27 protein-coding genes are annotated in these 26,019 nt (G+C 67.7%); 11 read left to right on the forward strand and 16 right to left on the reverse strand.

Annotated features, from left to right (window positions below; genetic code table 11):
* Positions 1-12 precede the first annotated feature (12 nt).
* Both LHA26_RS18175 and LHA26_RS18180 read right to left on the reverse strand, forming a co-directional pair.
* The gene (locus tag LHA26_RS18175; protein ID WP_252168498.1) at positions 13-987 is read right to left on the reverse strand and encodes a TauD/TfdA dioxygenase family protein; all 975 of its coding nucleotides are present in this window, start codon (positions 985-987) and stop codon (positions 13-15) included.
* A gap of 18 nt (positions 988-1,005) precedes the next feature.
* Positions 1,006-1,965 (reverse strand): aldo/keto reductase, encoded by a 960-nt coding sequence (locus LHA26_RS18180; RefSeq protein ID WP_252168499.1) that lies wholly within the window; start codon positions 1,963-1,965, stop codon positions 1,006-1,008.
* Between the two features lie 190 nt (positions 1,966-2,155).
* On the opposite strand from LHA26_RS18180, the gene LHA26_RS18185 reads away from it, so the two are divergent.
* Both LHA26_RS18185 and LHA26_RS18190 read left to right on the forward strand, forming a co-directional pair.
* The gene (locus LHA26_RS18185) at positions 2,156-4,438 is read left to right on the forward strand and encodes a TonB-dependent receptor (RefSeq protein ID WP_252168500.1); all 2,283 of its coding nucleotides are present in this window, start codon (positions 2,156-2,158) and stop codon (positions 4,436-4,438) included.
* A 52-nt stretch (positions 4,439-4,490) separates the two neighbouring features.
* Entirely contained in the window at positions 4,491-5,555 is a 1,065-nt protein-coding gene (locus LHA26_RS18190) for an LLM class flavin-dependent oxidoreductase (RefSeq protein WP_252168501.1), read from the forward strand.
* Between the two features lie 172 nt (positions 5,556-5,727).
* Here the strand turns inward: LHA26_RS18190 and tehA are convergent, their stop codons facing one another.
* The 7 genes from tehA to LHA26_RS18225 all read right to left on the reverse strand — a co-directional run bounded on the left by tehA (position 5,728) and on the right by LHA26_RS18225 (position 11,371).
* Positions 5,728-6,705, reverse strand: coding sequence for a dicarboxylate transporter/tellurite-resistance protein TehA (gene tehA / locus LHA26_RS18195; RefSeq protein WP_252168502.1), 978 nt, complete (start codon positions 6,703-6,705; stop codon positions 5,728-5,730).
* A 66-nt stretch (positions 6,706-6,771) separates the two neighbouring features.
* Positions 6,772-7,374, reverse strand: coding sequence for a pyridoxamine 5'-phosphate oxidase family protein (locus tag LHA26_RS18200; RefSeq protein WP_252168503.1), 603 nt, complete (start codon positions 7,372-7,374; stop codon positions 6,772-6,774).
* Positions 7,375-7,638: 264 nt separating this feature from the next.
* The gene (locus LHA26_RS18205) at positions 7,639-8,529 is read right to left on the reverse strand and encodes a LysR family transcriptional regulator (RefSeq protein WP_252168504.1); all 891 of its coding nucleotides are present in this window, start codon (positions 8,527-8,529) and stop codon (positions 7,639-7,641) included.
* A 95-nt stretch (positions 8,530-8,624) separates the two neighbouring features.
* The gene (locus tag LHA26_RS18210) at positions 8,625-8,954 is read right to left on the reverse strand and encodes a hypothetical protein (protein ID WP_252168505.1); all 330 of its coding nucleotides are present in this window, start codon (positions 8,952-8,954) and stop codon (positions 8,625-8,627) included.
* A 15-nt stretch (positions 8,955-8,969) separates the two neighbouring features.
* Positions 8,970-9,434, reverse strand: coding sequence for a nuclear transport factor 2 family protein (locus LHA26_RS18215; protein WP_252168506.1), 465 nt, complete (start codon positions 9,432-9,434; stop codon positions 8,970-8,972).
* Between the two features lie 132 nt (positions 9,435-9,566).
* Positions 9,567-10,541, reverse strand: a complete 975-nt coding sequence (locus tag LHA26_RS18220; RefSeq protein ID WP_252168507.1) for an alpha/beta fold hydrolase — start codon at positions 10,539-10,541, stop codon at positions 9,567-9,569.
* Between the two features lie 530 nt (positions 10,542-11,071).
* Positions 11,072-11,371, reverse strand: a complete 300-nt coding sequence (locus LHA26_RS18225; RefSeq protein ID WP_252168508.1) for a hypothetical protein — start codon at positions 11,369-11,371, stop codon at positions 11,072-11,074.
* Positions 11,372-11,456: 85 nt separating this feature from the next.
* On the opposite strand from LHA26_RS18225, the gene LHA26_RS18230 reads away from it, so the two are divergent.
* The gene (locus LHA26_RS18230; RefSeq protein WP_252168509.1) at positions 11,457-12,401 is read left to right on the forward strand and encodes a LysR family transcriptional regulator; all 945 of its coding nucleotides are present in this window, start codon (positions 11,457-11,459) and stop codon (positions 12,399-12,401) included.
* A gap of 90 nt (positions 12,402-12,491) precedes the next feature.
* Here the strand turns inward: LHA26_RS18230 and LHA26_RS18235 are convergent, their stop codons facing one another.
* Complete coding sequence (locus LHA26_RS18235; protein ID WP_252168510.1) at positions 12,492-13,427, reverse strand: SDR family oxidoreductase; 936 nt, start codon at positions 13,425-13,427, stop codon at positions 12,492-12,494.
* A 167-nt stretch (positions 13,428-13,594) separates the two neighbouring features.
* Here LHA26_RS18235 and LHA26_RS18240 point away from each other — a divergent pair, with 167 nt between their 5' ends.
* Positions 13,595-14,116: a TetR family transcriptional regulator gene (locus tag LHA26_RS18240; protein ID WP_252168511.1), complete on the forward strand. Its 522-nt coding sequence runs from the start codon at positions 13,595-13,597 to the stop codon at positions 14,114-14,116.
* Positions 14,117-14,325: 209 nt separating this feature from the next.
* Here the strand turns inward: LHA26_RS18240 and LHA26_RS18245 are convergent, their stop codons facing one another.
* The gene (locus LHA26_RS18245) at positions 14,326-15,051 is read right to left on the reverse strand and encodes an SDR family oxidoreductase (protein ID WP_252168512.1); all 726 of its coding nucleotides are present in this window, start codon (positions 15,049-15,051) and stop codon (positions 14,326-14,328) included.
* 150 nt (positions 15,052-15,201) lie between these two features.
* Here LHA26_RS18245 and LHA26_RS18250 point away from each other — a divergent pair, with 150 nt between their 5' ends.
* Positions 15,202-16,098 carry an AraC family transcriptional regulator gene (locus LHA26_RS18250; RefSeq protein ID WP_252168513.1) on the forward strand — a complete coding sequence of 299 codons (897 nt, stop codon included), beginning with the start codon at positions 15,202-15,204 and terminating at the stop codon, positions 16,096-16,098.
* A gap of 117 nt (positions 16,099-16,215) precedes the next feature.
* On the opposite strand, the gene LHA26_RS18255 is transcribed toward LHA26_RS18250, so the two are convergent.
* Positions 16,216-17,112, reverse strand: coding sequence for a LysR family transcriptional regulator (locus tag LHA26_RS18255; RefSeq protein ID WP_252168514.1), 897 nt, complete (start codon positions 17,110-17,112; stop codon positions 16,216-16,218).
* Positions 17,113-17,218: 106 nt separating this feature from the next.
* On the opposite strand from LHA26_RS18255, the gene LHA26_RS18260 reads away from it, so the two are divergent.
* Complete coding sequence (locus LHA26_RS18260) at positions 17,219-17,890, forward strand: glutathione S-transferase family protein (protein WP_252168515.1); 672 nt, start codon at positions 17,219-17,221, stop codon at positions 17,888-17,890.
* Positions 17,891-17,985: 95 nt separating this feature from the next.
* Here the strand turns inward: LHA26_RS18260 and LHA26_RS18265 are convergent, their stop codons facing one another.
* Positions 17,986-18,891: a LysR family transcriptional regulator gene (locus LHA26_RS18265; protein ID WP_252168516.1), complete on the reverse strand. Its 906-nt coding sequence runs from the start codon at positions 18,889-18,891 to the stop codon at positions 17,986-17,988.
* 112 nt (positions 18,892-19,003) lie between these two features.
* On the opposite strand from LHA26_RS18265, the gene LHA26_RS18270 reads away from it, so the two are divergent.
* Both LHA26_RS18270 and LHA26_RS18275 read left to right on the forward strand, forming a co-directional pair.
* The gene (locus LHA26_RS18270; protein WP_252168517.1) at positions 19,004-19,921 is read left to right on the forward strand and encodes an alpha/beta fold hydrolase; all 918 of its coding nucleotides are present in this window, start codon (positions 19,004-19,006) and stop codon (positions 19,919-19,921) included.
* Positions 19,922-20,031: 110 nt separating this feature from the next.
* A complete protein-coding gene (locus tag LHA26_RS18275; protein WP_252168518.1) occupies positions 20,032-20,811 on the forward strand; it encodes an SDR family NAD(P)-dependent oxidoreductase in 780 nt (259 codons plus the stop codon).
* Positions 20,812-20,828: 17 nt separating this feature from the next.
* Here the strand turns inward: LHA26_RS18275 and LHA26_RS18280 are convergent, their stop codons facing one another.
* On the reverse strand, positions 20,829-21,776 hold the full coding sequence (locus LHA26_RS18280) for an alpha/beta fold hydrolase (RefSeq protein WP_252168519.1): 948 nt from the start codon (positions 21,774-21,776) through the stop codon (positions 20,829-20,831).
* A 78-nt stretch (positions 21,777-21,854) separates the two neighbouring features.
* Between LHA26_RS18280 and LHA26_RS18285 the strand changes: the two genes are divergently transcribed.
* The gene (locus LHA26_RS18285; RefSeq protein WP_252168520.1) at positions 21,855-22,454 is read left to right on the forward strand and encodes a TetR/AcrR family transcriptional regulator; all 600 of its coding nucleotides are present in this window, start codon (positions 21,855-21,857) and stop codon (positions 22,452-22,454) included.
* A 67-nt stretch (positions 22,455-22,521) separates the two neighbouring features.
* On the opposite strand, the gene LHA26_RS18290 is transcribed toward LHA26_RS18285, so the two are convergent.
* Positions 22,522-23,472 (reverse strand): zinc-dependent alcohol dehydrogenase family protein, encoded by a 951-nt coding sequence (locus LHA26_RS18290; protein WP_252168521.1) that lies wholly within the window; start codon positions 23,470-23,472, stop codon positions 22,522-22,524.
* A gap of 214 nt (positions 23,473-23,686) precedes the next feature.
* Here LHA26_RS18290 and LHA26_RS18295 point away from each other — a divergent pair, with 214 nt between their 5' ends.
* Positions 23,687-24,577, forward strand: a complete 891-nt coding sequence (locus LHA26_RS18295) for a LysR family transcriptional regulator (protein WP_252168522.1) — start codon at positions 23,687-23,689, stop codon at positions 24,575-24,577.
* Between the two features lie 105 nt (positions 24,578-24,682).
* Positions 24,683-25,060: a DUF1428 domain-containing protein gene (locus LHA26_RS18300; protein WP_252168523.1), complete on the forward strand. Its 378-nt coding sequence runs from the start codon at positions 24,683-24,685 to the stop codon at positions 25,058-25,060.
* Between the two features lie 63 nt (positions 25,061-25,123).
* Here the strand turns inward: LHA26_RS18300 and LHA26_RS18305 are convergent, their stop codons facing one another.
* Positions 25,124-26,017 (reverse strand): LysR family transcriptional regulator, encoded by an 894-nt coding sequence (locus LHA26_RS18305; protein WP_252168524.1) that lies wholly within the window; start codon positions 26,015-26,017, stop codon positions 25,124-25,126.
* Positions 26,018-26,019 lie beyond the last annotated feature (2 nt).

The raw sequence follows: 26,019 nt of genomic DNA on the forward strand, positions 1-26,019 counted from the left end.
ATTTGGCCGATGTCATCCGTCAAGCGTCTCGAATAGCTCGCCTTCGAGCTGCTGGGACACGAAGCCGTCGGGCCCGCGCGTCAGGTCGCCCGCCACGGTGATCCGGCGCACGACACGCGGCAGATCGAAATGCGCGTAATCGATCGGGCCGGCATGGGCGACCGCCTGATTGTCCCAGACCACCAGCGTATCGGGCCGCCAACGCAGCCGCACCTGATATTCGGGCCGGGTCACCTCGCCATAGAGGAGATCGATGAGCGCGCGGCTCTCGGGCTCTTTCAGCCCGACGATGTGGGTGATCGTGCCCGGATTGAGGAACAGCGACTTTTCGCCCGTCTCGGGATGTACCCGCACCAGAGGGTGGAGAGCGACGAAGCAACCCTTCTCGCGCCCGTCCGCCGTGAGTTTCCGCTCGCCGCCGAAATCATAGTCGCTGGTCTGGTGAACGGCCTGGAGGCCGTCCACCAGTGTCTGGATCGGCGCGGACAGACCGCGATACGCCTCGACGAGATTGGTGAAGAGGGTGTCGCCGCCAACGCTCGGGATGCTGGCGCCGTAGAGGATCGAATACGCATTGGGATTGGCGACGAAGGTGATGTCGATATGCCAGCCCTTGAAATCCCGGGGCGGGGTGCGCCCGGGCGGCAGCGTGTCGTTGCGGGTGCGCCGAAGGCGATATTCGTCCACCGTCCGCTCCCAGATTTCGGGATCGTCCGCCAGGCCGGCGGCGATCGGATGCGCCGGCGTGAGGGGCCCGAAGGTGCTGCGTCCGAAAGCCTTGAGCGCTTCATTGGAAAGACGCTGATCGCGGAAGAACAGCACGCGATGGCGTCGGATCGCCTCACGGATGTCGTTCACCGCCTCGGGATCGAGCGGACGGGACAGATCGATGTCGCCGATCTCCGCGCCAATGACCGGCGTGACAGCATCGACGGAAATTCGGCGGTAGGCGGCTTCGCGCAACTCGATCAGCAGGGCTTCGCTCATGGTTCGGACTCCGTTGGTTTAGCCGTGCGCCGCGACGGGTGCCGCAGGCACCTGCCTCAGCTGCTCGGGCGGATAGCGATCGCCCACCGTCGTCCCGGGCGGGAAGGCGTCGTCGAGTTCGGCGAGCGTCGCATCGTCGAGCACGAGCGCGTTGGCGGCCCAATTGGCCTCCAGATGCGCGATGTGGCGCGTGCCGAAAATCGGGACAAGCTGCTTGGCCTGCACCCAGGCGAGACTGACCTGCGCGCCCGTCACGCCCAGGCGTTGCGCCACCGCCTCGATGACCAGCCGACGCCGGCTATTGGCTGCGATCGCCTCGGCCTTGAAGCGCGGATGGATGTTGCGCCGATCCTCAGCGTCGATCGGCGTGGCGCCGGCGAGAAAGCCGCGACCGAGCGGCGCATAGGCCACGAAGCCGATGCCAAGTTCGCGCGCGGTCGGCAGGATCTCCGCCTCGACGTCGCGCGTCCAAAGCGAAAACTCGCTCTGAAGGGCGGTGATGGGGTAGACGGCATTGCCCCGGCGCAGCTGCGCCGCACTGGCTTCGGAAATGCCGACAGCACCGATCTTCCCCTCGTCGACCAGACGACCCAGCTGACCGATCGACTCTTCGACCGGAACATCGGGATCGACACGATGCAGATAGTAGAGATCGATATGCTCGAGACCGAGGCGCGTGAGGCTCGCCGCGACGGCCTCCTTCGCGTCGACCTTCGGCTTTCCCTCGCCCGCCTGGCCATGGGTGAACTTGCTCGCGATCACGAGCCCGGAACGCCGGTCGCGCAGCGCGCGTCCGAACAATGTCTCGTTATGCCCCGAACCATAGGCAGTGGCGGTGTCAAAGAAGGTGATGCCGAGATCGACAGCGCGCTGCAGCGTGCGGATCGACGCCTCGTCATCCGACTTGCCGTAGATGCCCGAGAGGCTCATTCCGCCTAGGCCCAGCGGACTGACATGGAGATGGCGAAGAAGGGGCATGAGTCATTTCCTGTCCTGTGGCCGGCGGCGGTCGTCACGATCGGCCAGCCATCCCGATCGATCGAGATACAAAAACTAGCCCATCCCTGAGATTCTCTAGTTGTCCAGTCGGTAACCAGGGATTTAGGCACCCCGCTCTCGACCTGATCCGCCTGGGGGGCCAATGATCTCGATCCACTCGACGCTTAGCTTGATCGCCTTGGCCGTCGGGGCCTGCGCGCCGGCCTACGCCGCGACAGACGGATCCGCCGACGATGCGGCGGCGGCGAGCCTGCCGCCCGCCCCCGATGCCGCAGAGATCACGGTCACTGCGCGCCATCAGGTCGAGCGCGCGCAGGATGTGCCGATCGCGCTCTCCGTCGTCTCGGGATCGGCACTCGAGAAGACGGGCGGCTATACGATCGCCGATCTCACCCAGCGGGTGCCCAGCCTCACGGCCTTCAACAGCAACCCCCGCAACTCGTCGCTCGGTATCCGCGGCATCGGCGTATCGAGCGCGTCGGACGGTCTGGATTCCTCGGTCGGCGTCTATGTGGACAATGTCTATCTCGGCCGGCCGGGCATGGCGCTTCAGGATCTGATCGATGTCGACCGGGTCGAAGTGCTGCGCGGGCCGCAGGGCACGCTGTTCGGCCGCAATACGTCGGCGGGCGTCGTCAACGTCACCACGCGCGGGCCGAGCTTCGACTGGGGTGTTACCGGAGAGGTTTCGGGCGGCACCTATGCCTATCATCAGGAGCGGCTGAGCGTGACCGGGCCGATCGTGTCCGACCTCCTGGCCTTCCGCATCACCGGCTTCGACACGCATCGCAATGGCACCATCGACAATGACACGACCGGCAAGGCCGGGAACGGCATCAACCGGCAGGGCGGCCGGGCGCAGCTGCTGCTCACGCCCAGCAACAAGCTCAAGCTGCGCGCGATCATCGACTATTCGCGGGAATCGGACACATGCTGCGTCAGCGCCATCAAGACGGTGCTGCCGCCCGCCATCTCCAGCGGCACCAAACGGACGCTGGCGACCCTCGCGCAGATGGGCTGGACACCGACCGCCAGCAACGATCATGTCGTGTGGGATGCGCCGCAGCTGATGCGGACGCATCAATGGGGCGCGTCACTGCAGGCCGACTGGGATCTGGGCTTCGCGATCGCGACCTCGGTCACGAACTATCGCTACTGGTATTTCAATCCGCTCCAGGAGTCGGATTCTACGCCCTTTGACATTCTCGATCGCAACGTCGCGATCACGCGCGATCGGCAGGTCTCGCAGGAATTCCGGCTCGCATCGGATTCGACGAGGCGATTCTCCTGGCAGATCGGCGCCTACTATTTCCACCAGCAGCTGCTCGATCATTATATCCTGAACCAGTTCGGCAGCGACGCGTCGGCCTTCTTCACCCGCTATCTGCGCACGGCCAATCCGTCCGCAGCCGCCGTCTCGATCGCACCGGGCTCCCAATATCTCGACGATGTCGACACGTCGGTGGATAGTCTGGCCGCCTTCGGCCAGGCCAATTTCAAGATCACGCCGACCCTCACGCTCACCGGCGGCGTCCGCTACACGCACGACAAGCGCAGCGGTGTTTCCGACACGTCGACCGTCGGCACCCCGTACGCCGCGACCTCGATTCCCTTCCACTATGACGTGTCGGTCAAGGGCAACAATGTGTCCTGGCTCGGCAGCCTGTCCTGGAAGCCGACCGGCACCCTCCTCGCTTATGCATCCGCCTCGACGGGCTACAAGGGCGCCGGCCTCAACCTCAATTCGTCGACCTCCAGCGGCACGCCCCTCATCCTCAAGCCGGAAAAGGTGCACAGCTACGAAGTCGGCGTGAAGCAGCAGTTCTTCGATCAGCGCGTGACGCTCAACATCGACGGCTATTGGACGCAGCTGAGCGGCCTTCAGGCCAATATCTACCCGATCAACGGCGGCAAATCCTATCTCGCCAATGTCGGCAATGTGCGTGCCCGTGGCATCGAGGTGGAGGGCCAATGGCGGGTCGCAGATGGCCTCAGCCTGTCGGCCAATGGCGCCTTCAACGACACGCGCTACAGCCGCTATCGCAATGCCCCATGCCCGGTGGGCGGCGCGGCGGTGTGCGATCTCACCGGCAAGCGCGTCTACCAGTCGCCCAAATGGGTCGCCAATGCGATCGCGGACTATCGTTTCGATGCCGGCCATGGCGTGACGCCCTATGTCATCGGCCGCTACGCCTATCGGTCGTCGATGTTCGGCACCGTCGATGACGGCCCTTACGGCCGTATCCCAGGCTATGGACTTGCCAGCTTCCGGGTCGGCGCGACCTTCGCCAACGGCCGGTACGACGCCTCGGCCTGGGTCGAGAACGCCTTCGACAAGACCTTCTACACGAACCTCAACGCGCTCGCAGTCGTGGGCGCGGGCACCTACGGCTATGGCGGCCAGATCGGCGCGCCCCGGACCGTCGGCGGCACAGTGCGCGTCACCCTGTGACGCCGGCCGCATTCCCCCCGACTTCGTCTTTAAAACAGCGCGAGAGCCAGGCATGACCGAGCGATCCGAATTTCTCTGGTATATTCCTAATGAGGTGCAGGGCGGCCATCGTGGCGATCCCACTGTGGCCGGCCATAACAGCCTGGAGACGCTGACCGAGCATGCGCTGGCGCTCGAGGAGCATGGCTGGGGCGGCGCGTTGATCGGCGCGGGCTGGGGACGGCCCGACACCTTCACCGTGGCGACCGCGCTCACCGCTCGCACCAAGACGTTCCAGCCGCTGATCGCCATTCGCCCCGGCTATTGGCGTCCCGCCAATTTCGCCTCGGCGGCCGCGACGCTCGATCATCTGAGCGGTGGCCGGGTGAAGATCAATATCGTCTCGGGCCAGGACAATCTTGCGGCCTATGGCGACAGCGAAGGCAATCAGGCGCACCGCTACGGTCGCACCAAGGAGTTCATGCGGCTCGTCCGACGCCTCTGGACCGAGACAGATGTCACGTTCGAAGGCGAACATTTCCACGTCGCAGGTTCGACGGTCGAGCCCCGGATCCAATTGCAGGGAGCGCGCCGGCATCCCAAGCTGTACTTCGGCGGCGCCTCCGACGCTGCCGAAAAGGTGGCGGCGACCGAAGCGGACGTCCAGCTCTTCTGGGGCGAGCCCCGCGAAGGCGTCGCCGACCGGATTGCCCGCCTCAAAGCCTTGAGCCGCGACCTCGATCGCGACCTGCCGCCGCTCGAATTCGGTTTGCGCATCACCACGCTCGTCCGTGACACGACCGCGCAGGCCTGGGCCGACGCGGAAGCGAAGGTGGAAGCGATGAAGGAGCGAACCCGCGTCGACGAGCATCGTCGCGCGCCGGCGGTCGGCCAGCAGCGCCTGCTCGACCTCCACGCGCGGGGCGACGTCCTCGACGACAATCTCTACACGGCGCCCGGCCGCTATGGCGGAGGCGGCGCGGGCACGACGTGGCTGGTCGGCTCGCCGGACGATGTCGCGGCGTCGCTGCGTCACTATCGCGCGCTTGGCATCACCCATTTCATCCTGTCGGACACGCCCTATCTGCCCGAGATCAGGCGACAGGGCGACCAGTTGCTTCCGCTGCTGCGTGGCTGAGCCGGAGCGTCGAGTGGACCGGCATACGGGCCGCCCTGCTTCCCGATCAAACCGGGGCGCCGGCGCGTGCGGGCTGGGTGCAGGCGGAAGGCCATGGCGGACCCCGCCTTTTCGCGCGAGGAGACATTTCGCTCGTCCGATCCTCTCGCCGGACCGCCTGCCCGGTCGCCGGTCAGGGTTTCGCGACGGGAGCCGGTATCAGGCGGCGCTGGCCGAGCAGCAAAAAAGTGCCCAGGGCAATGCTGAGCACCAGAAGGTTGGCGGCCCCGAACAGCACCGGCGCCAGCAATGCCATCGGGCCATCTCCCGTCGCGGCGAGCTTCACCGCGGCGGTCGCCAAGGCTGTCGCGCCGAAGGTGAAGGCCCAGTAGGACGCGCCGAACGGCGCCTCCGCAATCCACCGCGCCATCCGCAGAAGCAGCAGCGCCTGGAGCAACGCATAGCCGATCAGCGCACGTCCGATCAGATCGGGCGCGCCGCCGCCGACCGCGAGATAGGTTGCGGCGCCCACCGCCGGCGGCGCGAGCTGGATGCCGAGCGTCGGCCGCATGGCCGGCGGCAGCGTTGCGGCGGTGTAGAGCCGGTGGAGCAGCACGGATTCGATGGCGAGCCAGGAGAATAAGGCGGCACCGAACGCGAGCTGACCCCATTCTTGCCAGCCCAAGGCCGCGGCGGTGGTGCCCGCGACGAAGCCGCCGGCGACGGTGGGCAGGTAGAGGATGGGCGTGCTGGCGCCCGCGTCCCGTTCGCCGCGCCAGAGCAGCCCGGTGCGCCACAGCGCGAAGCCGAGCGTGAAGACGGCGCCCAACGCGAACAGGAGAAGCGCGAGCGCGCGGGCGTAGGGCAGCGCCCCCTGCGCGATCAGCAGCGTCGCGACCCCGCCCAGGCCGATGAAGCAACACTGGACGGCATGGTCCGCCTCGGCGCGGGCTTCCAGAGGCGCGACGATCCACTTGAAAGCGTAGAGCGTCGACACGATCGCCCAGGCCAGAGCGGCGAGGAGGAACAGGACCTCGCCGATCATGGCGGGCATTCCCCAGGCGAGGTGCGCTGCGCGCCAGCTATTCGCGAGGCCGGCAAGGCCGAGCACGATCCCGAAGAAGGAGGCCGGCACCCGCGGCAGCGAGGAAGAGGATGAAGCGTTTCGCATCGCGACAAGTCCTTACAGGGCGTGGCGGGGTGTTCAATCGGCGACCAACGTGCGCCGCGAGGGCCCTCAACGCGACGCCAGTGCGTCGCGCAGACGCTGGTTCTCGGCGCGAAGGACAGCGGCTTCCTGTTGCAGGTCCTCGATCACCTCACGGACCTCCGCTGCCGTGAACCTCGGCGTGATATATTTCGGGCAGTTCCAGTCGTAGCCCACGACGTCGATCGTGATGAAGCGCTCTTCCGGGGCGCCTGCGTCCGCAAATCCGTCAGGCATGGCGGTCGTCCGGGCATGACCGATCAGCTTGAGGCGCCGTCGCTCCGGATAGTCCATGAAGAACAGCGACACCTTGTCGCTGGTCGCGAGGTTTCCGAGCGAGATATATTGCCGGTTGCCGGGATAGTCGGCGAAGCCGATGCGATCGGGGCCGAGGATCTTCAGGAAGCCCGGTGCGCCGCCACGATGCTGGAGATAGGGCCAGCCATCGGCGGTGACGCTGGCCATATAGAAGCTGTCGCGAACGCGCAGGAATTGGATCTCGCGCGCACCCAGGCGATCACCGCCGGGCGCGCGCCCCGCCTCCATGCGGGCATAGGCGCTCCGCGAGCCGGCCTGCTCCTGCAGTCGCCTCGCCTCGTCGCCGAACAGGGTGTGGAGATAGGATGCGGTCATGTCCGAACAGGTACGATGCACGCCCGGGATCGGGAATGATCGACCCGGTGAACTCATCCTTCCGCAGCGGGAAATGATCGTTGCCCGCCTCCGCCCTCTCGCGCGGCACGAGAGCGCCGCTCGCGTCGCCACGGCGCGAGATCCCGAGCTGCTCGAGGCAGGGGCAAGAGCCGAACCGACGGTTTCGCCACGGCGCGGCTCGAGGCGCTGCGTCGCTCGCGGGAGGCCGGCGAGCCGACCGACGTCGGGAGCTGAGCCGCGCGCTCAGTTCAACAGCCTGTTCTCGCGCAGGCGGGTCACCGCGAGATCGACGAAGGTCCGGACCTTGGCCGGCGCCTGCCGGCCTTCGGGGTGAAGCACATGGATCGGCAGCGGCGGCTCTTCATGGTCGGCGAGGACGATCTGGAGCCGCCCGGCAATGAGGTCGGGGCCGATCTGGTAGTGGAGCACCCGCGTCAGGCCCCATCCCGCCAGCGCCGCCTCGATCGCGCCCTCGTTGGTGTTGCACTGGAGCGCCGGATGCACGGTGACGCGCTGGTCGCCGGCGAAGCGCCATTCCGGCGATGCCCAAGCGCTGGTCGAGGCGGCGATCCGGTGGTCCTTGAGATCGCCCGGCACCGTCGGGATGCCGTGCGCCTCGAGATAGGCCGGCGACCCGCAGATCACGCGCCGCACCGACCCGACCTTCACCGCCGCGAAGCCGGAATCGGCCAGATGGCCGATGCGAACGGCGACATCGATGCCTTCCTCGATGATGTTGACCGGGCGATCGGCGAGGAAGACGCGACCCGCCATGCCCGGATGGGTGTCCAGATATTCGGTCATGATGGACATCACATAGTGCCGCCCGAACAGGGTGGAGGCAGTGACCGCGATCGTGCCTGAGGGCTTGGCGTAGGCGCCTGCGGCGGCCGCCTCGGCCTCGGCAATGTCGGAGAGGATGCGCTGGCAATCGGTGAAGTAGCGGCGCCCGCTCTCGGTCAGCTTGACCGAGCGGGTGGTCCGGACGAACAGCCGCGCGCCCACCAGCTCCTCGAGCGCCGCGATCGCGCGGGTCACGGCCGGAGCGCTCATGTGGAGGGTGCGCCCGGCCTCGGCGAAGCTGCCGGTTTCCGCGACCTTCACGAAGGTCCGCATCGCCTGCCAACGATCCATCGACGTGCCTCGTCCAAGCCGCCAGCGACCCGACGCCGGCGATCATTGCACGGGATAAGGATTTTCGGCCCGTAGCGACACCCGCTATTCCGCTGCTAAGGGGGGCTGGTCGGTGACAGTGCGGCCGCCATAATCTCGATCTCCCGGCATTGTGCCTCGGTGAGACCGGCCTTGCGCGCCTGGATCGACGCCCGCCGGCGCCGCCCGCTGTCCGGTCCGGCAGCGGCCCGGGCCAGATCGAGCGCTTGTGAATTGATGGCGTCGAAGCTCCGCCCGTCGCGCGCGGCGTCGATCTCGGCTCCGCAGACGCCGAGGCGTCGTGCCTCCGCGTCCTGTCGCCGTCGGCGCGGCTCGTCTCCTCCGCGCGCGGTCAGCGCCATCTCGATCAGGATCCGCATCACCGGCGTGAGGATGGGCGCATCCATAATGCGACTGCCGGGTCAGAAGCCGAACGCGCTGAGGCCGGGATGATCGTCCGGGCGCCTGCCCAGCGGCCAGTGGAACTTGCGGTCGCTCTCGGTGATCGGATGCTCGTTGATGCTCGAATGGCGGACGCGCATCAGCCCGTCCTCGGCGAATTCCCAATTCTCGTTGCCATAGGCGCGGAACCATTGGCCGCTGTCGTCATGATATTCGTACGCGTAGCGCACGGCGATGCGGTTGCCCGCGAACGTCCAGATCTCCTTGATGAGGCGGTAGTCGAGCTCGCGATGCCATTTGCGGGTCAGGAAGGCCTCGGCTTCGGCGCGGCCGTTCACGAACTCGGCGCGGTTTCGCCAGCGCGTGTCCTCGGTATAGGCGAGCGCGACGCGCGCCGGATCCCGGCTGTTCCAGCCATCCTCGGCGAGGCGGACCTTCTCGACAGCGGTTTCTGCGGTGAACGGCGGCAGCGGGGGACGCGACATGGTGGGATCCTCTTCGCAAATGGGGACGGCGGTCCTTGTGGAGCGCCGTCACGCGGGCAGGTTCAGGCGGCGGTGCGCCGCGCGGCCGGGGCCGAGCCGGGGTCCGGGCAGTGCCCGGGACGCCGGCAGGGTTCAGCGGGCAGCGACCTTCGTGTCAAGGAAGGTGCGGATCAGCGGCTCGATCTCGGCGAACCTGTCCTCCAGCGCGAAGTGCCCGCTGTCGATCAAGTGCAGCTCGGCGTCCGGAAGGTCGCGGAGATAGGGGCGCGCGCCTTCGGCGGGGAAGATCTTGTCGTTCTTGCCCCACACGATCAGCGTCGGCGGTTTCCGGGTGCGGAAGAACTCCTGGAATTTCGGGTAGAGCGGCACGTTGGTGCGGTAGTCGAGGAACAGGTCCATCTGGATGTCGCGATTGCCGGGGCGATCGAGATAGGCCTGATCGATCACCCAGTTGTCCGGGCTGATGTTGGACAGGTCGCTCATGCCGTCGGTATATTGGAACTTGGTCGTCTCCGGCTTGACCAGCCCGGAGAGGCTATCCCGCTCTTTCTGCCCGCCGGTCTTCCAGTACGCCTTGATCGGGTTCCAGAAGTCGCCAAGGCCCTCCTCATAGGCATTGCCGTTCTGGACGATCAGGCCGGCGACGCGCTCGGGGTGCTTGAGGGCGAGCCGGTAGCCGACTGGGGCACCGTAATCCATCACGTACATCGTGTAGCGACGGGCGCCGAGCTGCTGGACGAGCGTGTCGACCATGTCGGCATAGTGCTGGAAGGTATAGGCGAATTTGGTGCGGTCGGGCGCGTCGCTCTGGCCGAAGCCCGGATAATCGGGCGCGATCACGTGATAGCGATCCGCGAGCGCCGGGATCAGGTTGCGGAACATGTGCGACGAGGTCGGGAAACCGTGCAGCAGCAGCACGACCGGGCCGTCAGCGGGGCCGGCCTCACGATAGAACATCTTCACGCCGTCGACGGTGGCGGTGCGATAGTGGACGGTGACCGGGATCGGCGCGCTTGCGACGGCGGCGGGCGCCGGCGCGGCGCCGGCGGGTACGCTCAGCATCGCCCCGGCGGAGGCGAGCAGCAGAGAGATCATCATGCGCTTCATCGGTCTTCTCCTCACTCCCGATCGGCAGCAGCGCCGCTCGGCTACGGGAGGAGAGATCGCCCTTTTCGCCTGCAACGATAATCGCAGAAAGCGGAAATGGATTGTTCCGAAATCCGAAAGAGCGAGGCTGATGGTCGACGATGCAGTTCGGCCGCGGCCCAGGTGACGGTCCGAGGTGGAGCGCAAGGCTTCCTAGATCGGAACGGCCCATCGGCGCGTCACGCGCTGCCGAGCCCGAAAAGGCCTGATGCACCGGACGGTGGTTGGCGGCAGAGCGGCAACCTCCGGGACGCGGCAGCTGGAGGGAGCCAGTCGTCGGTCAGCCGCGAACAAGGACCGGCCGCGTCCCCTTGGCTGGCCCCGTCGCGCTTCCGCCGGCAGGATGGCGTCCCGTCCGCCTACGCCGCGCCGTGTCAGCGCTCCTTGGTGGCGATGAAGCGCCAGTCGGCGAGTACGGCGAAGCGATGGGGTTTGGCCTGCCGGACATAGGTGTCGCTGGCGAGGATGCGGCGCAGATCGGCGAAGGCGGCTTAGCGCACGATCGCGATCTCGTCCCATCTGTCGTCTGCACCCACGAGGAGACCGGCCCTTTGCATACCCGCATAGACGAGCGCCGGCGCGATGCCGAGTTCCTCCGCGGCCCGGCGGAAGCCGCCGACATAGCCTTCGTAATAGCCGCTGAGCGAATCCGGTTTTGGATCGGCGAAGCCGGGGGGATAGTCCGGCGTCTCGCGGAAGCGCAGCAGGTTCACCATGACGACGGGCCCGTCGCCGATCGCGCGCGCGGCCTCGTCGAGCCGGCTGTCCTCAAGTTCAAGCTTCGGGATCATCGTTGCACTCCGTGTTGCTCCGGAGATCATCGCGATTTGCGCTGGGCCCGTGTAGAGGCGGATCTAGCAGCATGGAGTTTCCACCATGTCCACACCGCCCTCCTTCCAGCGCCTCATCAACCTGCTGCATTTCGCGCGCGTGGTGGATGCCGGCTCCTTTGCCGAAGCCGCCCGCCGCGCCGGCACGACGACATCGGCCTTGTCCAAGGCGGTCTCCCGGTTCGAGCAGGCGCACGGCGTCCGCCTGCTCCACCGCACCACCCATGCCATCTCGCTGACGCCGGAGGGCGAGCGGCTATTGGAGGGCACGCGCGATCTTCTGCGCGAGGCGGAGCGGCTCGAGGCGGTGCTTGACCGCGCCTCGGCCAGCGGCGCGGGCGGGCGGGTCCGGCTGAGCGCACCGGCGTCGCTGATCCGCGCGCGACTGGCGCGCCAGATGCCAAGCCTGTTGCGCGCGAACCCGGACATCGAGCTGGAGCTCAAGGCCGATGACGGCACGCTCGACCTCGCCGCCGAAGGCATCGATATCGCGATCCGGATCGGCCCGATCCAGGGCCAGCCCGGCCTCGTGGCCACGCCGCTCGGCAGCTTTCCCTGGGTGCTCTGCGCGACGCCGCGCTATGTCGCGCTGATCGGCGCCCCGCGCGCGCCGGCCGAACTCGACGCCCACAAACAGATCGGCTTCCGCGATCCCGGCACCGGCCGGCTGCGCGCATGGCACTTCACCGATCCCACCAACGGAAAGGGGATCCGGCATCTGCCCCGCCCACGCATCGTAGTGGAGGACATGAGCGCGATCTGGTCGATGATGCGCACGGGGCTTGGCCTCGCGTGGCTGCCCGCGTGGGTCGGGCTTGCCGATCTGCGCGCGGGGCGCGTCGTCGAGCTGCTGCGGGACTGGCGCAGTGCCGACACCGCGGTGCACGCCGTCCGGCTCGATCGTCGATACACGCCCATTCGCATCAGACGCCTTCTCGACCATCTTCGCGAGGCGGCGCTTGAATGGCGATCCACCGACGACCGGGCGTGATCGCTATTGTGCGGTAGCCCCCCCCCGCTTTATCGTCGCGGATTACCCGGCAACCGCCTTCATGGCCGAACAGGCTGCCGCCCGCGCCCGCTAAACCGCCTGCGCTCGCGGCGCGCCATCCGGGAAACGTACCCCTGTAAGCGCCTCGGAGGCTTGCCAGAGACGTGCCGCCATCTGGGGATCCCGCGCCTGCGAGGGCAGTTTCGCGAGGCTTGGATAGCCGCGCACCTCGGCAAGGCCGTCCGGACCGTAATAAGCGCCGCCCACCGCATCGCGCGCGGTCGCCGCGTAGAGCGTCGGCAAGGCGCCGCGATCCGCCGACTGGAACAGGAACGGCAGAAGCGTTCGTGCGAGCCCCGGCAGGCTATGGCGACCGGGGCCATTGTGGAGCAGATCGGTGCGCGCGACACCCGGATGCGACGCGATACCGAGAATCCCCCAGCCTTGCGCGTCGCTGCGCCGCTGCAACTCCAGCGCGAACATCAGGCAGGCGAGCTTCGACTGGCTATACGCCTTCATCGCGGCATAGCTGCGGGTTGCGTTCAGGTCCTCGCAGTCGATGACGCCCGAGCGCGCGGCCACGCTCGACAGCGAGACAACCCGCCCGCCGTTCCGCAGCAGCGGCAGCAGGTGCGCGGTGAGCGCGAAATGCCCGAGATGATTGGTCCCGAACTGCAGCTCGAAGCCATCTTCGGTAACCGCGCGACGCGGCGGCACCATCACCCCGGCATTGTTGATCAGCATGTCGATGCGTGCGTGGCGCTCCGCGATCCGGCCGGCAAAGGCCTCGATCGAGCCGAGGCTGGCAAGGTCCAGTTCCTCGAAGCGCAGATCGGCAGACGGGACGGCCGCTCGGATCCTGGCCAAGGCCGCGCGGCCCTTGGCGGCGTTACGCCCGGCCAGGATGACGGAGGCGCCCGCCCGCGCGAGCGCGCGCGCATCCTCGAACCCGAGGCCGCCGGTGCCGGTGACGATCGCCGTTCGGCCCTGCTGCGGGGGTATGTCGGCCTGTGTCCATCTTGCCATGCGCATGCCTTTCCTCAAAGCTGCACTCAGTGTAAGATGCCTTTTGCACCGAGTGCAACTGTTTGTTCGAAGGTCTGCGCGTGGATCAATCGCCTGATGTCCCCTCCCCGTCCGGCGCGCGGGCGCGGAAGCGCCGCGAGACGCGACGGCGGATCACCGAGGCGGGCGTGCGTCTCTTCATCCAGAAGGGCTTTGACGGCGCCACGGTGGACGAAGTCGCAGCCGCCGCGGGCATATCGCGGCGCACCTTCTTCCACTATTTCGAGTCCAAGGACGACATTCTGCTCTCGTTGCAGAGCGACGTCGGGGCGCTGTTCGCCGCCGAGATCCTCCGGGAGGGTCCCGGCGCTTCGCCGTTCGCGCTCGTCCGCGACGCCGCGTTGCGCGTCTGCGCGTCCTTTCCGCACGACGACATGCTGGCGCTGGACAGGCTGATGCGGAGCAGCGCCTCGGTGCAGGCGCGAAAGCAGGCGAGCTATCGCCAGCAAGAGGAAGCGCTCTTTGCGGCGCTCCGCGCGCTATGGCCCGAGCCCGAGCGGGAGACACGGCTGCGGCTGCTCGCCATGGTCGCCGTCGGCACCACGCGGGTCGCGTCCGAAACCTTCAACCGGGAGGGCGGCGCGCGGCCGTTCGACGCGGTCCTCCGCGAGGCCTTCGACGCGGTCACCGCCGCCTTCGCCGCCGAGTAGCGACCAGGCGAACGCCGCAAAGGAGGTGGCCTTCCAGGACCGGGCCACGGGCTCCGCAAGGCCTGGACAAGGTGTCGCCTCCGGTGAACAACCAGGACGGCGCCATGGGCCGTACAGCGCCGCCCTAGCCTTCATCATCCCCGACCCCGCGCGAAGGCGGACGCTCGTCGAAGCGTCCTTCCTGCGCATGCGGGCCAGGGGCAGACCGATCACATGTCCGCCGCGACCGGCCGGACGATGACCTCGTTGATGTCGACGCCCTCGGGCTGCTCCACCGCGTAGCGGATCGCGCGCGCGATCGCGTCCGGGGTGAGCGACTTTTTCCGCCATCCGGCCAGCGCGGTCGCGACGTTCGCATCGGTGATGTCGTGGCCCAGTTCGGTCGCGACGACCCCGGGAGAGATCAGCGTCGAGCGGATGTCGTCATGCTCCTGCCGCAGGCCCTCGGTGATCGCCCGCACGGCATGCTTGGTGGCGCAATAGACGGCGGCGGTCGGCACCACCATGTGCGCCGCGACCGAGGCGACGTTGATTATATGCCCCGATCCGTCGGCGACAAAACGGGGAAGAACCGCGGCGATGCCGTTGAGGACGCCGTGGATGTTCACGTCGATCATCTTCTTCCACTCGTCGCGCTTCAGCGCGGCGAGCGGCGAGAGCGGCATCACGCCGGCATTGTTGACCAGCACGTCGATGCGCCCGAAGCGCGCCGCCGCCGCCGCGACAAAGGCGTCGAAATCCGCGCTGTCGGTCACGTCGAGCGTCCGCCACGCGACATCGCCGCCCAATTCCTCCGCCAGCGCCTTCAAGCGCTCGCCGCGGCGCGCGCCGATGAACAATCGCGCGCCGGCCGCCGCAAGCGCGCGCGCGGTCGCCTCGCCGATGCCGCTCGAGGCGCCGGTGATGAGCACGACCTTGTCGATGGTCCCCGTCATGATGCTTCCTTTCCCGTTGATCCGGTGCGCGTGCAGATGGCCCGCCGGTGCATCGGAGCGGTAGAGCGATCCTCCGGAGGCCTTGCACGATCCTCCAAAATCGCGGGTGTGCGCTTGCATGCGCCGCCCGGCTGCGGGATCAGCACGGACATGGACCGGATCGCCGAACTCGCCGCCATCATCGATCGCCACGTCAGCGGTACGGGCATCTGCACGACCGTTATGCCCCACGTCTCGCTGATCCGCGCCGACCAGCCAAGCACGCCGACACCCGCCGTCTATGAAGCCTCGCTTTGCCTGATCGCCCAGGGGTCGAAGCAGGTGTCGATCGGGGAGCAGCATCTGGTCTACGATGCTGCGCACTATCTGCTGGTCTCGGTCGATCTGCCGCTGGTCGGCCTCGTCACCGAGGCGAGCCCCGACAAACCCTATCTATGCTGCAAGATCGATCTCGACTCCAAGATGCTCGCCGACTTGATGGCGACGGAAGGCGGGCCGATCGCGCGCACCGAATTGCCGGTGCTGGGCGTCTACCCCAGCGATCCCGACCTGCTCGACGCCGCCTGCCGCCTTGTCCGGCTGCTCGATCGACCGGAAACCATCGGGGCGCTGGCGCCGCTGATCGAGCGCGAGATCCTCTACCGGCTGATGACCGGCCCGCACGGCCCGATGCTGCGCCATGTCGCGACCGCGGGCAGCCATCTGAACCAGATCAGCCGGGCGATCGCGGCGATCCGGCGTCGCTTTGACGCGCCGATCCGCATCACCGAGATCGCCGCCGATGCCGGCATGAGCCCGTCCTCGCTCCACGCGCACTTCAAGGCGGTCACGCGGATGACGCCGCTCGAATATCAGAAGCAGCTGCGCCTGCAGGAGGCGCGGCGGCTGATGCTGGTGCAGGGCGCAACGGCGGGAGCGGCGGGATTCGCCGTCGGCTATGAGAGCCCGTCGCAATTCAGCCGCGAATATCGGCGCCTGTTCGGCGCTTCGCCGCGCCAGGACATCGAACGGCTGCAGATGAGTTCGGCGTCGGCGATGGCGCTGTAGCGGCGGCCGCGCGAGAAGCCGGCGCGGCCGCCGGGGCATCCGTCGCGCCGCGAAAGAGACATCGGGTCCCGCCGGGTTCGGCGCCAAGGCGCTGACTTGGCGCGGCGGCGATGCGATCTAGGTGAAGGCCCCCAGCGAAGCCGATAGATGATCCACCACCGATCGGATTTTGGCCGACAATTTCGGCCCCGCCGGGAAGATGGCGTGTACCTCGGCCGGATCGAGCCGATAGGTGCCGAGCAATTGCTCGAGGCGGCCGGCGCGCAGATCCTCCTGCGCCATGATCCGGGTCGCCAGAGCGACCCCCAATCCTGCCGTTGCCGCCGCGAGGACACCCGATGCCGAGTTGATCCAGAGCCGCGCCGTCACATCGACCGCCGTGACCTTTTGATCGTGCATGAAGCGCCAGCTCGCACGGCCGAACAGGCCATGCTGGACGATGCAGTCGTGGCGCGCCAATTCCGTCGGATCCTTGGGTGCGCCCCGCGCTGCGAGATAGGCGGGTGCGGCAACCAACAGGCGCTCGACCGACGCAAGTCGGCGGGCGCCGAAGCTGGAATCGTCCAGCGCCCCGACACCTAGGCGGATGGCGATGTCCACACCGTCCGCGATGAGGTTCTGGCGCTCGTCGCTCATCGTGATCTCGACCCGAAGGTCCGGATGCCGTGCCAGGAATGGCGCCAGCGCCGGGATCACCGCGCGGGACCCGTAGAGAACCGGCATGGCCAGGCGAACGACGCCGTGGAGCGAATCCAATCCGCGCGCCGCCTGCTCGGCCTCCGCCATCTCCGCGAGAAGGCGGCGCGCGCGGTCCAGGTACAAGGCGCCGGCGTCGGTGAGCGAGACGCTGCGGGTCGTCCGCAGCAACATCGTCGTGCCGAGCCGCGCTTCGAGCGCCGCGATGATGCGGGACACCGAGGGTTGGGAGAGATTCAGCTCGCGCGCCGCGCGCGAGAGGCTGCCGCTTTCCGCCACACGGACAAAGACCGTCATCTCCTGCCAGCGATCGCTCATTCGTGCTCCGAATATATGTTCTCCGTTCCTGGCCGATACTCTCATGCGGCTGAATAGCCTAGCCCCACTGCATCGGCGGCGCGGCCGCGATGCGAGGAGCAATTCAATGGCGATACAGGTTTACGGCGATCCGGGATCGGGAAGTCTGCGCCGGGTCATCACGGCGGCGTCGATCATGGGCATCGAACTCGAGCGCGTGCCAGTGGATCTGTTCAAAGGCGAGAGCCAGACCAGCGACTTCAAGTCCCGGTTCAACCCGCATGGGCTGACGCCGGTGATGGTCGACGGGGACACCATCCTCTACGAATCCTCGGCCATCAACATCTATCTGGCGGAGAAGGTCGGATCAGACCTGCTCGGCACCACGCCGGCCGAGCGGTATCAGGTGTTGCAGTGGATGTTCTGGTCGGGCGAGCAATGGCGGGTGTTCGCCACGCTGGTGTTCGATGAACGGATCGGCAAGCGCTTCGTCGGCCAGGCTGAGGATGCGCGCATCGTGGAGCTGGCCTTCGGCAAGATCCACGCCGCCGCCGCAGTGCTGGACGCGCATCTGGCGGACCGGCGCTTCATCGCCGGTGACCGGCTGACCTTGGCGGATCTCGATATTGCAGGGCCATTCTCGCAGAGCGCGCGCACGAAGCTCCCGCTCACGGACTATCCCAATCTCGTCGCCTGGCAGCAGCGGTTGCTCGATACCGTGCCGGCCTGGGCGGAGACAAAGCGCGAGGTGGATGCGCGGATCGACGGTGCGCTGGCGGGCGCGGGGATCGTGCTGTGACGGGAGGCCATGATGCCGGGGGTGGATGAGCGCGCATCTGGCTAGCGGAGATGAGGGGGCGGGCCGGACGCCCGCAAGGAGCGGTCGGCCGCCCCTTACTCCGCAGAGGCGTCCCAATAGGCAGGGCTTCCAAAGGCGGTGCGAAGCCATGCCACCAGCGCGCCCAGCTTGGCCGAGGGGCTGCGATTGGCCGGATAGGCGAGATGGATCGTCGCCCCCTCGGCCTCGGCGCCGACATCCACATTCACCAGCGATCCATTCGCAAGCTCGCGATGGACGAAGAAGGTCGGGAGCAAGGTGATGCCAAGCCCGGCCAGCGCGGCGTCGCGCATCAGCAGTCCGTTATTGACCCTCAGACAGGCCAGCGGCCGAAGGATCGTGTCACCACCCGGCGCCGGAAAGCGCCAGTCGGCCTCGCGATTGGTGTAGAGAATGGCACAGGCCTGGGCGAGGTCCGCCACGGTCTTGGGCGTACCGCGCCGCGCCAGATAGGCGGGCGAAGCCACGAGAATGCGGCGGCTGGAGGCGAGATGCTTGACGATCAGCCGCCCGTCGGTGATCGGCCCGTGCCGGATCACGGCATCATAGCCGTCGGCGGCGGCATCGACGAACCGGTCGTCAAGATCGAGCGTCAGCTGAATCCCGGGATGCGTCGCCAGAAAGCCGTAAATCGCCGGCCCGAGGTGCAGCGCGCCGAAGCTGATCGGGCCGGCGATGCGGAGCGGCCCGGCCAGCGCACCGCGCCGCTCCGCCACCTCCGCCTCGGCGTCGGCGACGTCGCGCAGGATCGACCGGGCGCGGACCAGCAGCGCATCGCCATCGCCGGTCAGCGCGAGGCTGCGCGTCGTGCGCTGCACCAGTTGCGCGCCGATGGTCCGTTCCAGCTCGGCCAGCCGATCGCTGACGACCGATTTGGCGCAGCCGAGCCGCCGCGCCGCGGCGCTGATCGATCCCGCCTCCACCACGGTGACGAACGCTTCCAATCCGTCGAGCTTGAGCATCGTTCGGCATTCCGGACGCCGGGTTCGGGAGTGGCCGGCTAGTCAGCAGACTGGGGCTGGCGCAGCTTGCTGTCGAGAGCCGCCGGGGATCAGCGGCTTAAGGGGAGCGACTATGATCCGGTCTTATCTTGCCAGCGCGATGCTCATGCTCGCGGCGACGAGCGCCTCTGCGCAGGTGCCGCCCTTTCCGCCTTCCTTCGACACGCGGGAGATCGCCGCCAACGGCACGACGATCCATGTCCGCATCGGCGGTCGCGGGCCCGCCGTGCTACTGCTTCACGGCTATGGCGAGACGGGGGACATGTGGGCCCCGCTCGCCGCCGACCTGATGCGCGACCATCTCGTCATCGTGCCCGATCTGCGTGGCCTCGGCCTGTCCGCGCGACCGGCCGGCGGCTATAACAAGAAGACGCAGGGCGAGGACATGGCCGGCGTGCTGGATGCGCTGAAGGTCGGCACGGTCGATCTGGTCACGCACGATATCGGCAATATGGTCGGCTTCGCCTTCGCCGCCGAGCATCGCGACCGAGTGCGGCGCTTTGTCCTCATGGATGCGCCGATCCCCGGTATCGGACCCTGGGACGAGATCCTCAAAAATCCGCTCCTCTGGCACTTCCGCTTCGGCGGCCCCGATATGGAGCGGCTGGTCGCGGGTCGCGAGCGCATCTATCTGGATCGGTTCTGGAACGAATTCTCCGCCCGACCCGAGCGCTTCAGCGAAGCCTCCCGCCAGCATTATGCCGCGCTCTATGCGCTGCCCGGCGCGATGCATGCCGGCTTTGCGCAATTCGCCGCCTTCGACCAGGATGCGATCGACGATCGCGCTTTCCTGGCCCAAGGCAAGCTCACCATGCCCGTGCTCGCGATCGGAGGAGAGAAATCCTTCGGGCCGACGATGGCGGCGGTGATGCGCTTCGCCGCGACCGACGTGCAGGAGCAGGTGATCCCGGACTCCGGCCATTGGTTGATGGAAGAGCAGCCACACGCCACGGTCGCGGCGGTTCGCGCCTTTCTCGACACGCGGCCGTGAGCCTGCGCCATCCGGAGGAACGCGCTGATCTTGGGCGGTGTTGATGCGCCATGGCGTGACGAAAAAGCGCGATCAATCATGATCATCCTATCAGACCGGGAGCCTTCACCATGATCATCGATCTCAGCGGCAAGGTCGCGCTTGTGACCGGCTCGACCGAAGGCATCGGCTTCGCCATCGCCAAAGGTCTGGCGGAGGCCGGGGCGAGCGTGGTGATCAACGGGCGGACGAGCGCCAAGGTCGATGCCGCGGTCGCGCGCCTCGGCGGGAGCGCCCGTGGCGTGGCGAGCGATCTCGGCAGCGCGGACGGCCATGACTCGCTTGTCGCCGCGGTGCCGCGGGCGGATATCGTGGTCAGCAATCTCGGCATCTTCCAGCCCGCCGATTTCTTCGACACCGACGATGCGACCTGGGACCGGCACTGGCAGGTCAACGTCATGGCCGCCGTCCGGCTCGCCCGCGCCTATCTGCCGGGCATGGAGGCGAATGGCTGGGGCCGGCTGCTCCTGCTCGGGTCGGAATCGGCCTTCAACATCCCGGTGGAGATGATCCATTATGGCGTGAGCAAGACCGCGGACGTCGCCCTGGCGCGCGGCCTGGCCAAGCGGATGGCCGGAACCGGCGTGACGGTGAACTCGGTCCTGCCGGGCCCGACCCTGTCCGAGGGCGTCGCGGCGATGCTCGAGGCCGAACACGCGCGATCGGGCAAGTCGATCGGGGAAGTCGCCGCCGACTTCGTCCAGGCGCATCGGCCGAGTTCGATCCTTCGCCGGGCGGCCAGCGTGGAGGAGGTCGCCAACATGGTCGTCTATCTGGCGTCCCCGCTGGCCTCCGCGACGACCGGCGCGGCCTTGCGCGTCGATGGCGGGGTCATCGACACGTTGATGTGACGGCCACGGCAAGATGTTCAGGCCGCGCCCTTGCGATAGGGATCGAGGAACGGGATCAGCAGCGCGATCAGCCTGTCCGGCACTTCCTCGGGCACGAAATGGCCGCAGCCCGGAATAACGGTGCAGCGCAGATCGTCGGCGACGCGGCCGAGCTGCTCCTCGACCGCCCCCGCGCAGGCCAGTTCGCCCGCAAAGCCGAGCACCGGCATCGTCAGGCGCCGCTGCATCCGCGCCCGGTTCGCCGGAATGTCCGCGTCGATCGCCCGGTAATAGTCGAAGCTGGCGGTGAGGGTGCGGCGGTCCATTTTGATGAGATTGATGTAGAAGGCGCGCACCTGTGCCGGGAGCGGATTCGGCACCGGGATCTTGGTGAATTGATAGTCGAAGAAAATCTCCTCGCGACCCGCGACCAGCGCCTCCGTCACCGCCTGCACGCGGCAGAAATTATTGTGCCAGAGGAAGTCGTTGAGCGGTCGCTCGTCAGGAATGAGCGGCGGCGAGACGGCGACGCCGGGGATGATCGCCTCGCCCAGCGCGATCCGCTCGATCCGCTCCGGCTGGTCCGCCGCCATCGCGTAGCCGATCCACATGCCGCAATCATGGCCGACCATGGCGAACCGCTCGTGGCCGAGCGCCGTCATCAATCCAAACAGATCGCGGCCGATCGTCCCCTTGTCGTACCCGCTCTCGGGCTTGTCCGACAGGCCCAGCCCGCGCGGATCGGGCACGATCAGCGTGAAGCGCTCCGCCAGCGGCAGCATCACGTCGCGCCAGATATACCAATTCTGCGGCCAACCGCCGAGCAGCAGCAGCGGCGGTCCTTCGCCCCCGATCACCGCATGCAGCGCGATCTCGCCGGTCGGTATGCGGTAGCTCTCGAACACCTGCGTGAACCCGTCCGGCAGCACGGGCACGCCATGAACGGAGCCGAAGCCATGGACGGTCGGGAAGGGCAGCAATGTCATGCGAAGCAACCTTGTCTTTAGCGATCGATACAGACTATTCGCTTGCGGTGGCGCGTCAAGCCCTGTTTAGTGATCGCTATGGATAAGCCCCGCCAACGCCGGTCCTCCGGCCCGCGCACCTTCGACCGCGACGAGGCGGTCGAAATCGCGATGCGATTGTTCCGTCGCTATGGCTATGAGGGCGTCTCGATCGCGGACCTGACCGGGGCCATCGGCATCGCGCCGCCCAGCCTGTATGCGGCGTTCGGCAGCAAGGCGGGGCTTTATCGTGAAGCGCTCGATCGCTACGCGGCGCTTCCCGGCGCCCTCGAGGGCATGGCGGGCGCCGAGACATTGGAAGAGGCGGTATCGGGCTTGCTGGAAGCCGCGATCAGATCGGTCGTGACCGACGAGCGCGGGTGCATGATCTCGACCGGTCTGGTCGAGGGCGCGCCCGCGCAGCAGGATCTTGCTCGGGAACTGCGCACGCGCCGCCAGGGCCTGCGGGGCCGCATCGCGGCCGCGTTGCGCCGGTGGCTGAGCGTTGAGGATGCCGATCGCCTCGCCGCCTATCTTTTGGCCGTCCAGCAGGGCATCGCCGTGCAAGCGCGCGATGGCGCGGACGAAGCCGAGTTGCTGCACATCAGGGACGAGGTGATGATCGGCGTGGCGGTACGCCACCGATCGCCTGCGGCGTAGGCCGGCGCCGCTTCCAGCCCGCCGCTCGGATCATGGCGCCTGCTGTTCGGCGGGGAGAAGAACGGGCTCAGCCGAACTCGACGATGATCTTGCCGAATGGCCCGCGATCCAGCCGATCGAGCGCCGCCGGCAGCTCGGCCAGCCCATATCGGCTGTCGATCACCGGCTTGAGCCCGGTCTGATCGACCGCGCGCACGAGCCGCTCGAGCGCGGTCCGGTGGCCCGTGCCGATGCCGTGGATCGTCACGTCCTTCAGCATGAGCGGCATGGCGGGTGCGCTGAGATCGAACCCGTCGAGCGCGCCGATCTGGCAGATATGGCCGCCCACTGCGACGAGTTCGACCGAACGCGCGAGATGGCCGCCACCGACCACCTCGAGCACATGATCGACCCCGCGATCGCCGGTGATGGCGTAGACCGCCTCCCGCAGGTCGGCGCGATCGCGGTCGAGGCAATGGTCGGCGCCGATCGCGCGCGCCTTGTCCAGCATGTCGCCCTCGGACCAGACGATCACCTGCGCGCCATGCGCCTTGGCGATCTGAAGGCCGAACAGCGCGACGCCGCCCGTGCTGGGAATCAGCACCGTGTCGCCCGCCCGGACGCCCGCGCGCTCGACCAGCGCGAACCAGGCGGTCAGCCCCGCGACCGGCAGCGTCGCCGCCTCGGCGTCGGAGAGGGTGGTGGGCGCCTTCACCAGCCAGGAGTCCGGCAGCACGACATACTCGGCGAGCACGCCGGGATAGAAGCCGCCCAGCGTGCGATAGGCGGGCGTGCGGGCATCGCCGGGGCGCCGCCCGTCGATCCACTCGGGCGTGAAATGCGGGATCACCCGGTCGCCCACCGAGAACCGATCGCTGTCCGATCCGTGCGCCACGATCGTTCCCGCGAAGTCCGATCCCGGTGTGAAGGGAAAAGCGAGCGGCAGCCCCCGCCCCGTCTCGATCACCATCTTGTCCCGGTAATTGAGCGCCACCGCGGCGATGCGGATGAGCAGCTCGCCGCGACCGGGCACCGGCATGGGCACCTCCTGCAAAGCGAGATGCGCCCGCCCTATGGCGTTCATCTCCCAGCGTCTCATAGATGCGGCCACGCTATGCGCCTCCCAGTTGGTCGCGGTGCGGAAGCACCCTGCCGAGACACGATCTAATGGCGTATGATGCGAGGATAATCGGAGCCTGTCGGGATAGGTCATTGCGCTGGACGCACCAATGAAAGGCCGGGAATTTGATGAGTTGGCCGCCTTCGCCGCGGTCGCGGCGGAGCGCAGTTTCGTCCGCGCGGCGCGCCGGCTGGATCTTTCCCCGACCGCCCTCAGCCGCCGGATCGCTGCGCTCGAGGATCGGCTCGGAACGCGGCTTTTCAACCGCACCACCCGCAGCGTGTCGCTGACGGAAACGGGTGCGGCCATGCTCGCCGATGTCACGCCGGCGATGGCGGGGCTCGACGCCGCCTGCGCGCGCGCCGCCGGCCACGAACGCCGCCCGCGCGGCCGGGTCCGCATCAATCTGCCCCGGATCGCAGCGATCAAGCTTGTGCAGCCAGTGCTGCCGATCTTCGCGTCGCGCTATCCGGAGGTCGAAATCGATCTCGTGATCGACGATCATGTGCGTGATATCGTCGGCGACGGGTTCGACGCGGGTGTGCGGCTCGGCGGTCTCGTGCAGAAGGATATGACGGCGGTGAGGCTCACGCCCGAGTTCCGCATGATGGCGGTGTGTTCGCCGGCCTATCTGCGCGACCGGCTCGCCCCGCGGCGGCCCGCCGATCTGCTGGATCATCGCTGCCTCACCTATCGCTTCTCCGAGACCGGACTGCTCCAGAAATGGGCGTTCGACGATGGCGCCGGGCCGGTCGTGATCGATCCTGGCCATGCGCTCACATCGAACGACACGCGCTTGCTGTTGGATTGTGCGCTGGCCGGCATGGGCATCGCCTATCTCGGCGAGCCGCTGGTGGCGGAATTCGTCTCGTCGGGCCTGCTGATCCAGCTGCTGCGCGATTGGACTCCGCCGGTCGGCGCCTTTTACCTGTACCATCCGGGGCGTCGGCTGATGCCGCCCGCCTTGCGCGCGTTCATCGATGTCCTCGTCACGGAGGGCCAGACCAGGATGCGGCGGGCCTGACCCGCCCGGCCGCCGCTTGCGCTGTCCCGCGGCGGATCCGATCGAAGCCCGGTGTCGCGATCCGCCCGAGCGCCGATCACATTTGTCCGAAGAAGGGAGCCCGTCATGTACATTTGCGGCCTCGTCATTCCGGTGCCCGACGACAGCAAAGAAGCCTATCGCCGCTGGGCTGAGAACAGCGCAGACTTCTTCAAGGACTATGGGTGCCTCGAGATCGTCGAATGCTGGGAAGACTTCATCCCCAACGGAGTGCAGACCGACTTCCGCAAGGCAGTCGCGGCGCGGGACGGCGAGAAGATTGTCTTCACCTGGCAAGTGTGGAGCGACAAGGCGTCGTTCCAAGCGGCCGAGGAGAAGATGCACCACGATCCTCGGATGGACTCCGCCGGGACCCCGCCCTTCGATGCCAAGCGACTCATCCTTGGTTGCTTCCAGCCGATCGCGCGGATGACCCGCGACGGGGCCTTGCCTGCCCTGTGCTGATCGCGCGCGATCAGCGCGATCCGCCCTTGTCCGGCGCTGCGAAGCGGCTGCGCGCGCGGCGCCTCACCGCTGCCGCCCCGCCGCGCGGACCGCGTCCGCGAAGGCGCGCAGCGCGGTCGGCACATGGCGATGGCCGGGGAAATAGAGGCACAAGCCCGCTATGCTCGGCGACCAATCGGCGAGCACCGGACGCAGCCGCCCCTCGGCGAAGGCCGCCGCCGCCGCGCGCTCGGGTACGAACGCGATGCCGAGCCCGGCGATCGCCGCCGCAACCATCAAGCCACTATTGTTGAGCGTCAGCGCGCCGGGCACGTCGACGGTTAGCTCCTGCCGTCCTTTCTGGAACTCCCAGCGATAGGGCTTGCCGCTCGCCAGTCGCTGGCGAATACAGCGGTGGCGCTTCAGGTCTTCGGGCGTGGCGGGTTCGCCCTGTGCCGCGAGATAGGCCGGGGACGCCACGGCCAGGAAGCGGGCCTCCCCGCCAAATGGCACCGCCACCATATCCTGCGGCACGGCCTCGCGCAGGCGTACCCCGGCATCGAACCCCTCGGCGACGATATCGACGAGGCGATCATCGACCACAAGATCAAGCTCCACGCGCGGATGCCGATCGAGGAAGGCGGGCACGACCTCGGCCAGCAGCCAGCGCGCCGCGGCCTCCAGCGCGTTGATCCGGAGCGGACCCGCCGGCCCCTCCGCCCCGGCGGCCTCCGCCAGCGCCGCATCGAGTTCGCCGAGCACGGGCCCCAGTCGCCGCAGCAGCCGCGCGCCCACCTCGGTCGGTGAGACGCTGCGGGTGGTCCGGTGGAGCAGCCTCACCCCAAGCCTTTCCTCCAGGCCACGCACCGCATGGCTGAGCGACGAGCGCGACACGCCCATCGCGTCGGCGGCGGCGCGAAAGCTGCGATAGCGCGCGACCGTGGAGAAGGCGGTCAGGTCGGCGAGCGAAACCTCCATTG

The organism is Sphingomonas morindae (genome assembly GCF_023822065.1).
Taxonomy (GTDB): Bacteria; Pseudomonadota; Alphaproteobacteria; order Sphingomonadales; family Sphingomonadaceae; genus Solisphingomonas; species Solisphingomonas morindae.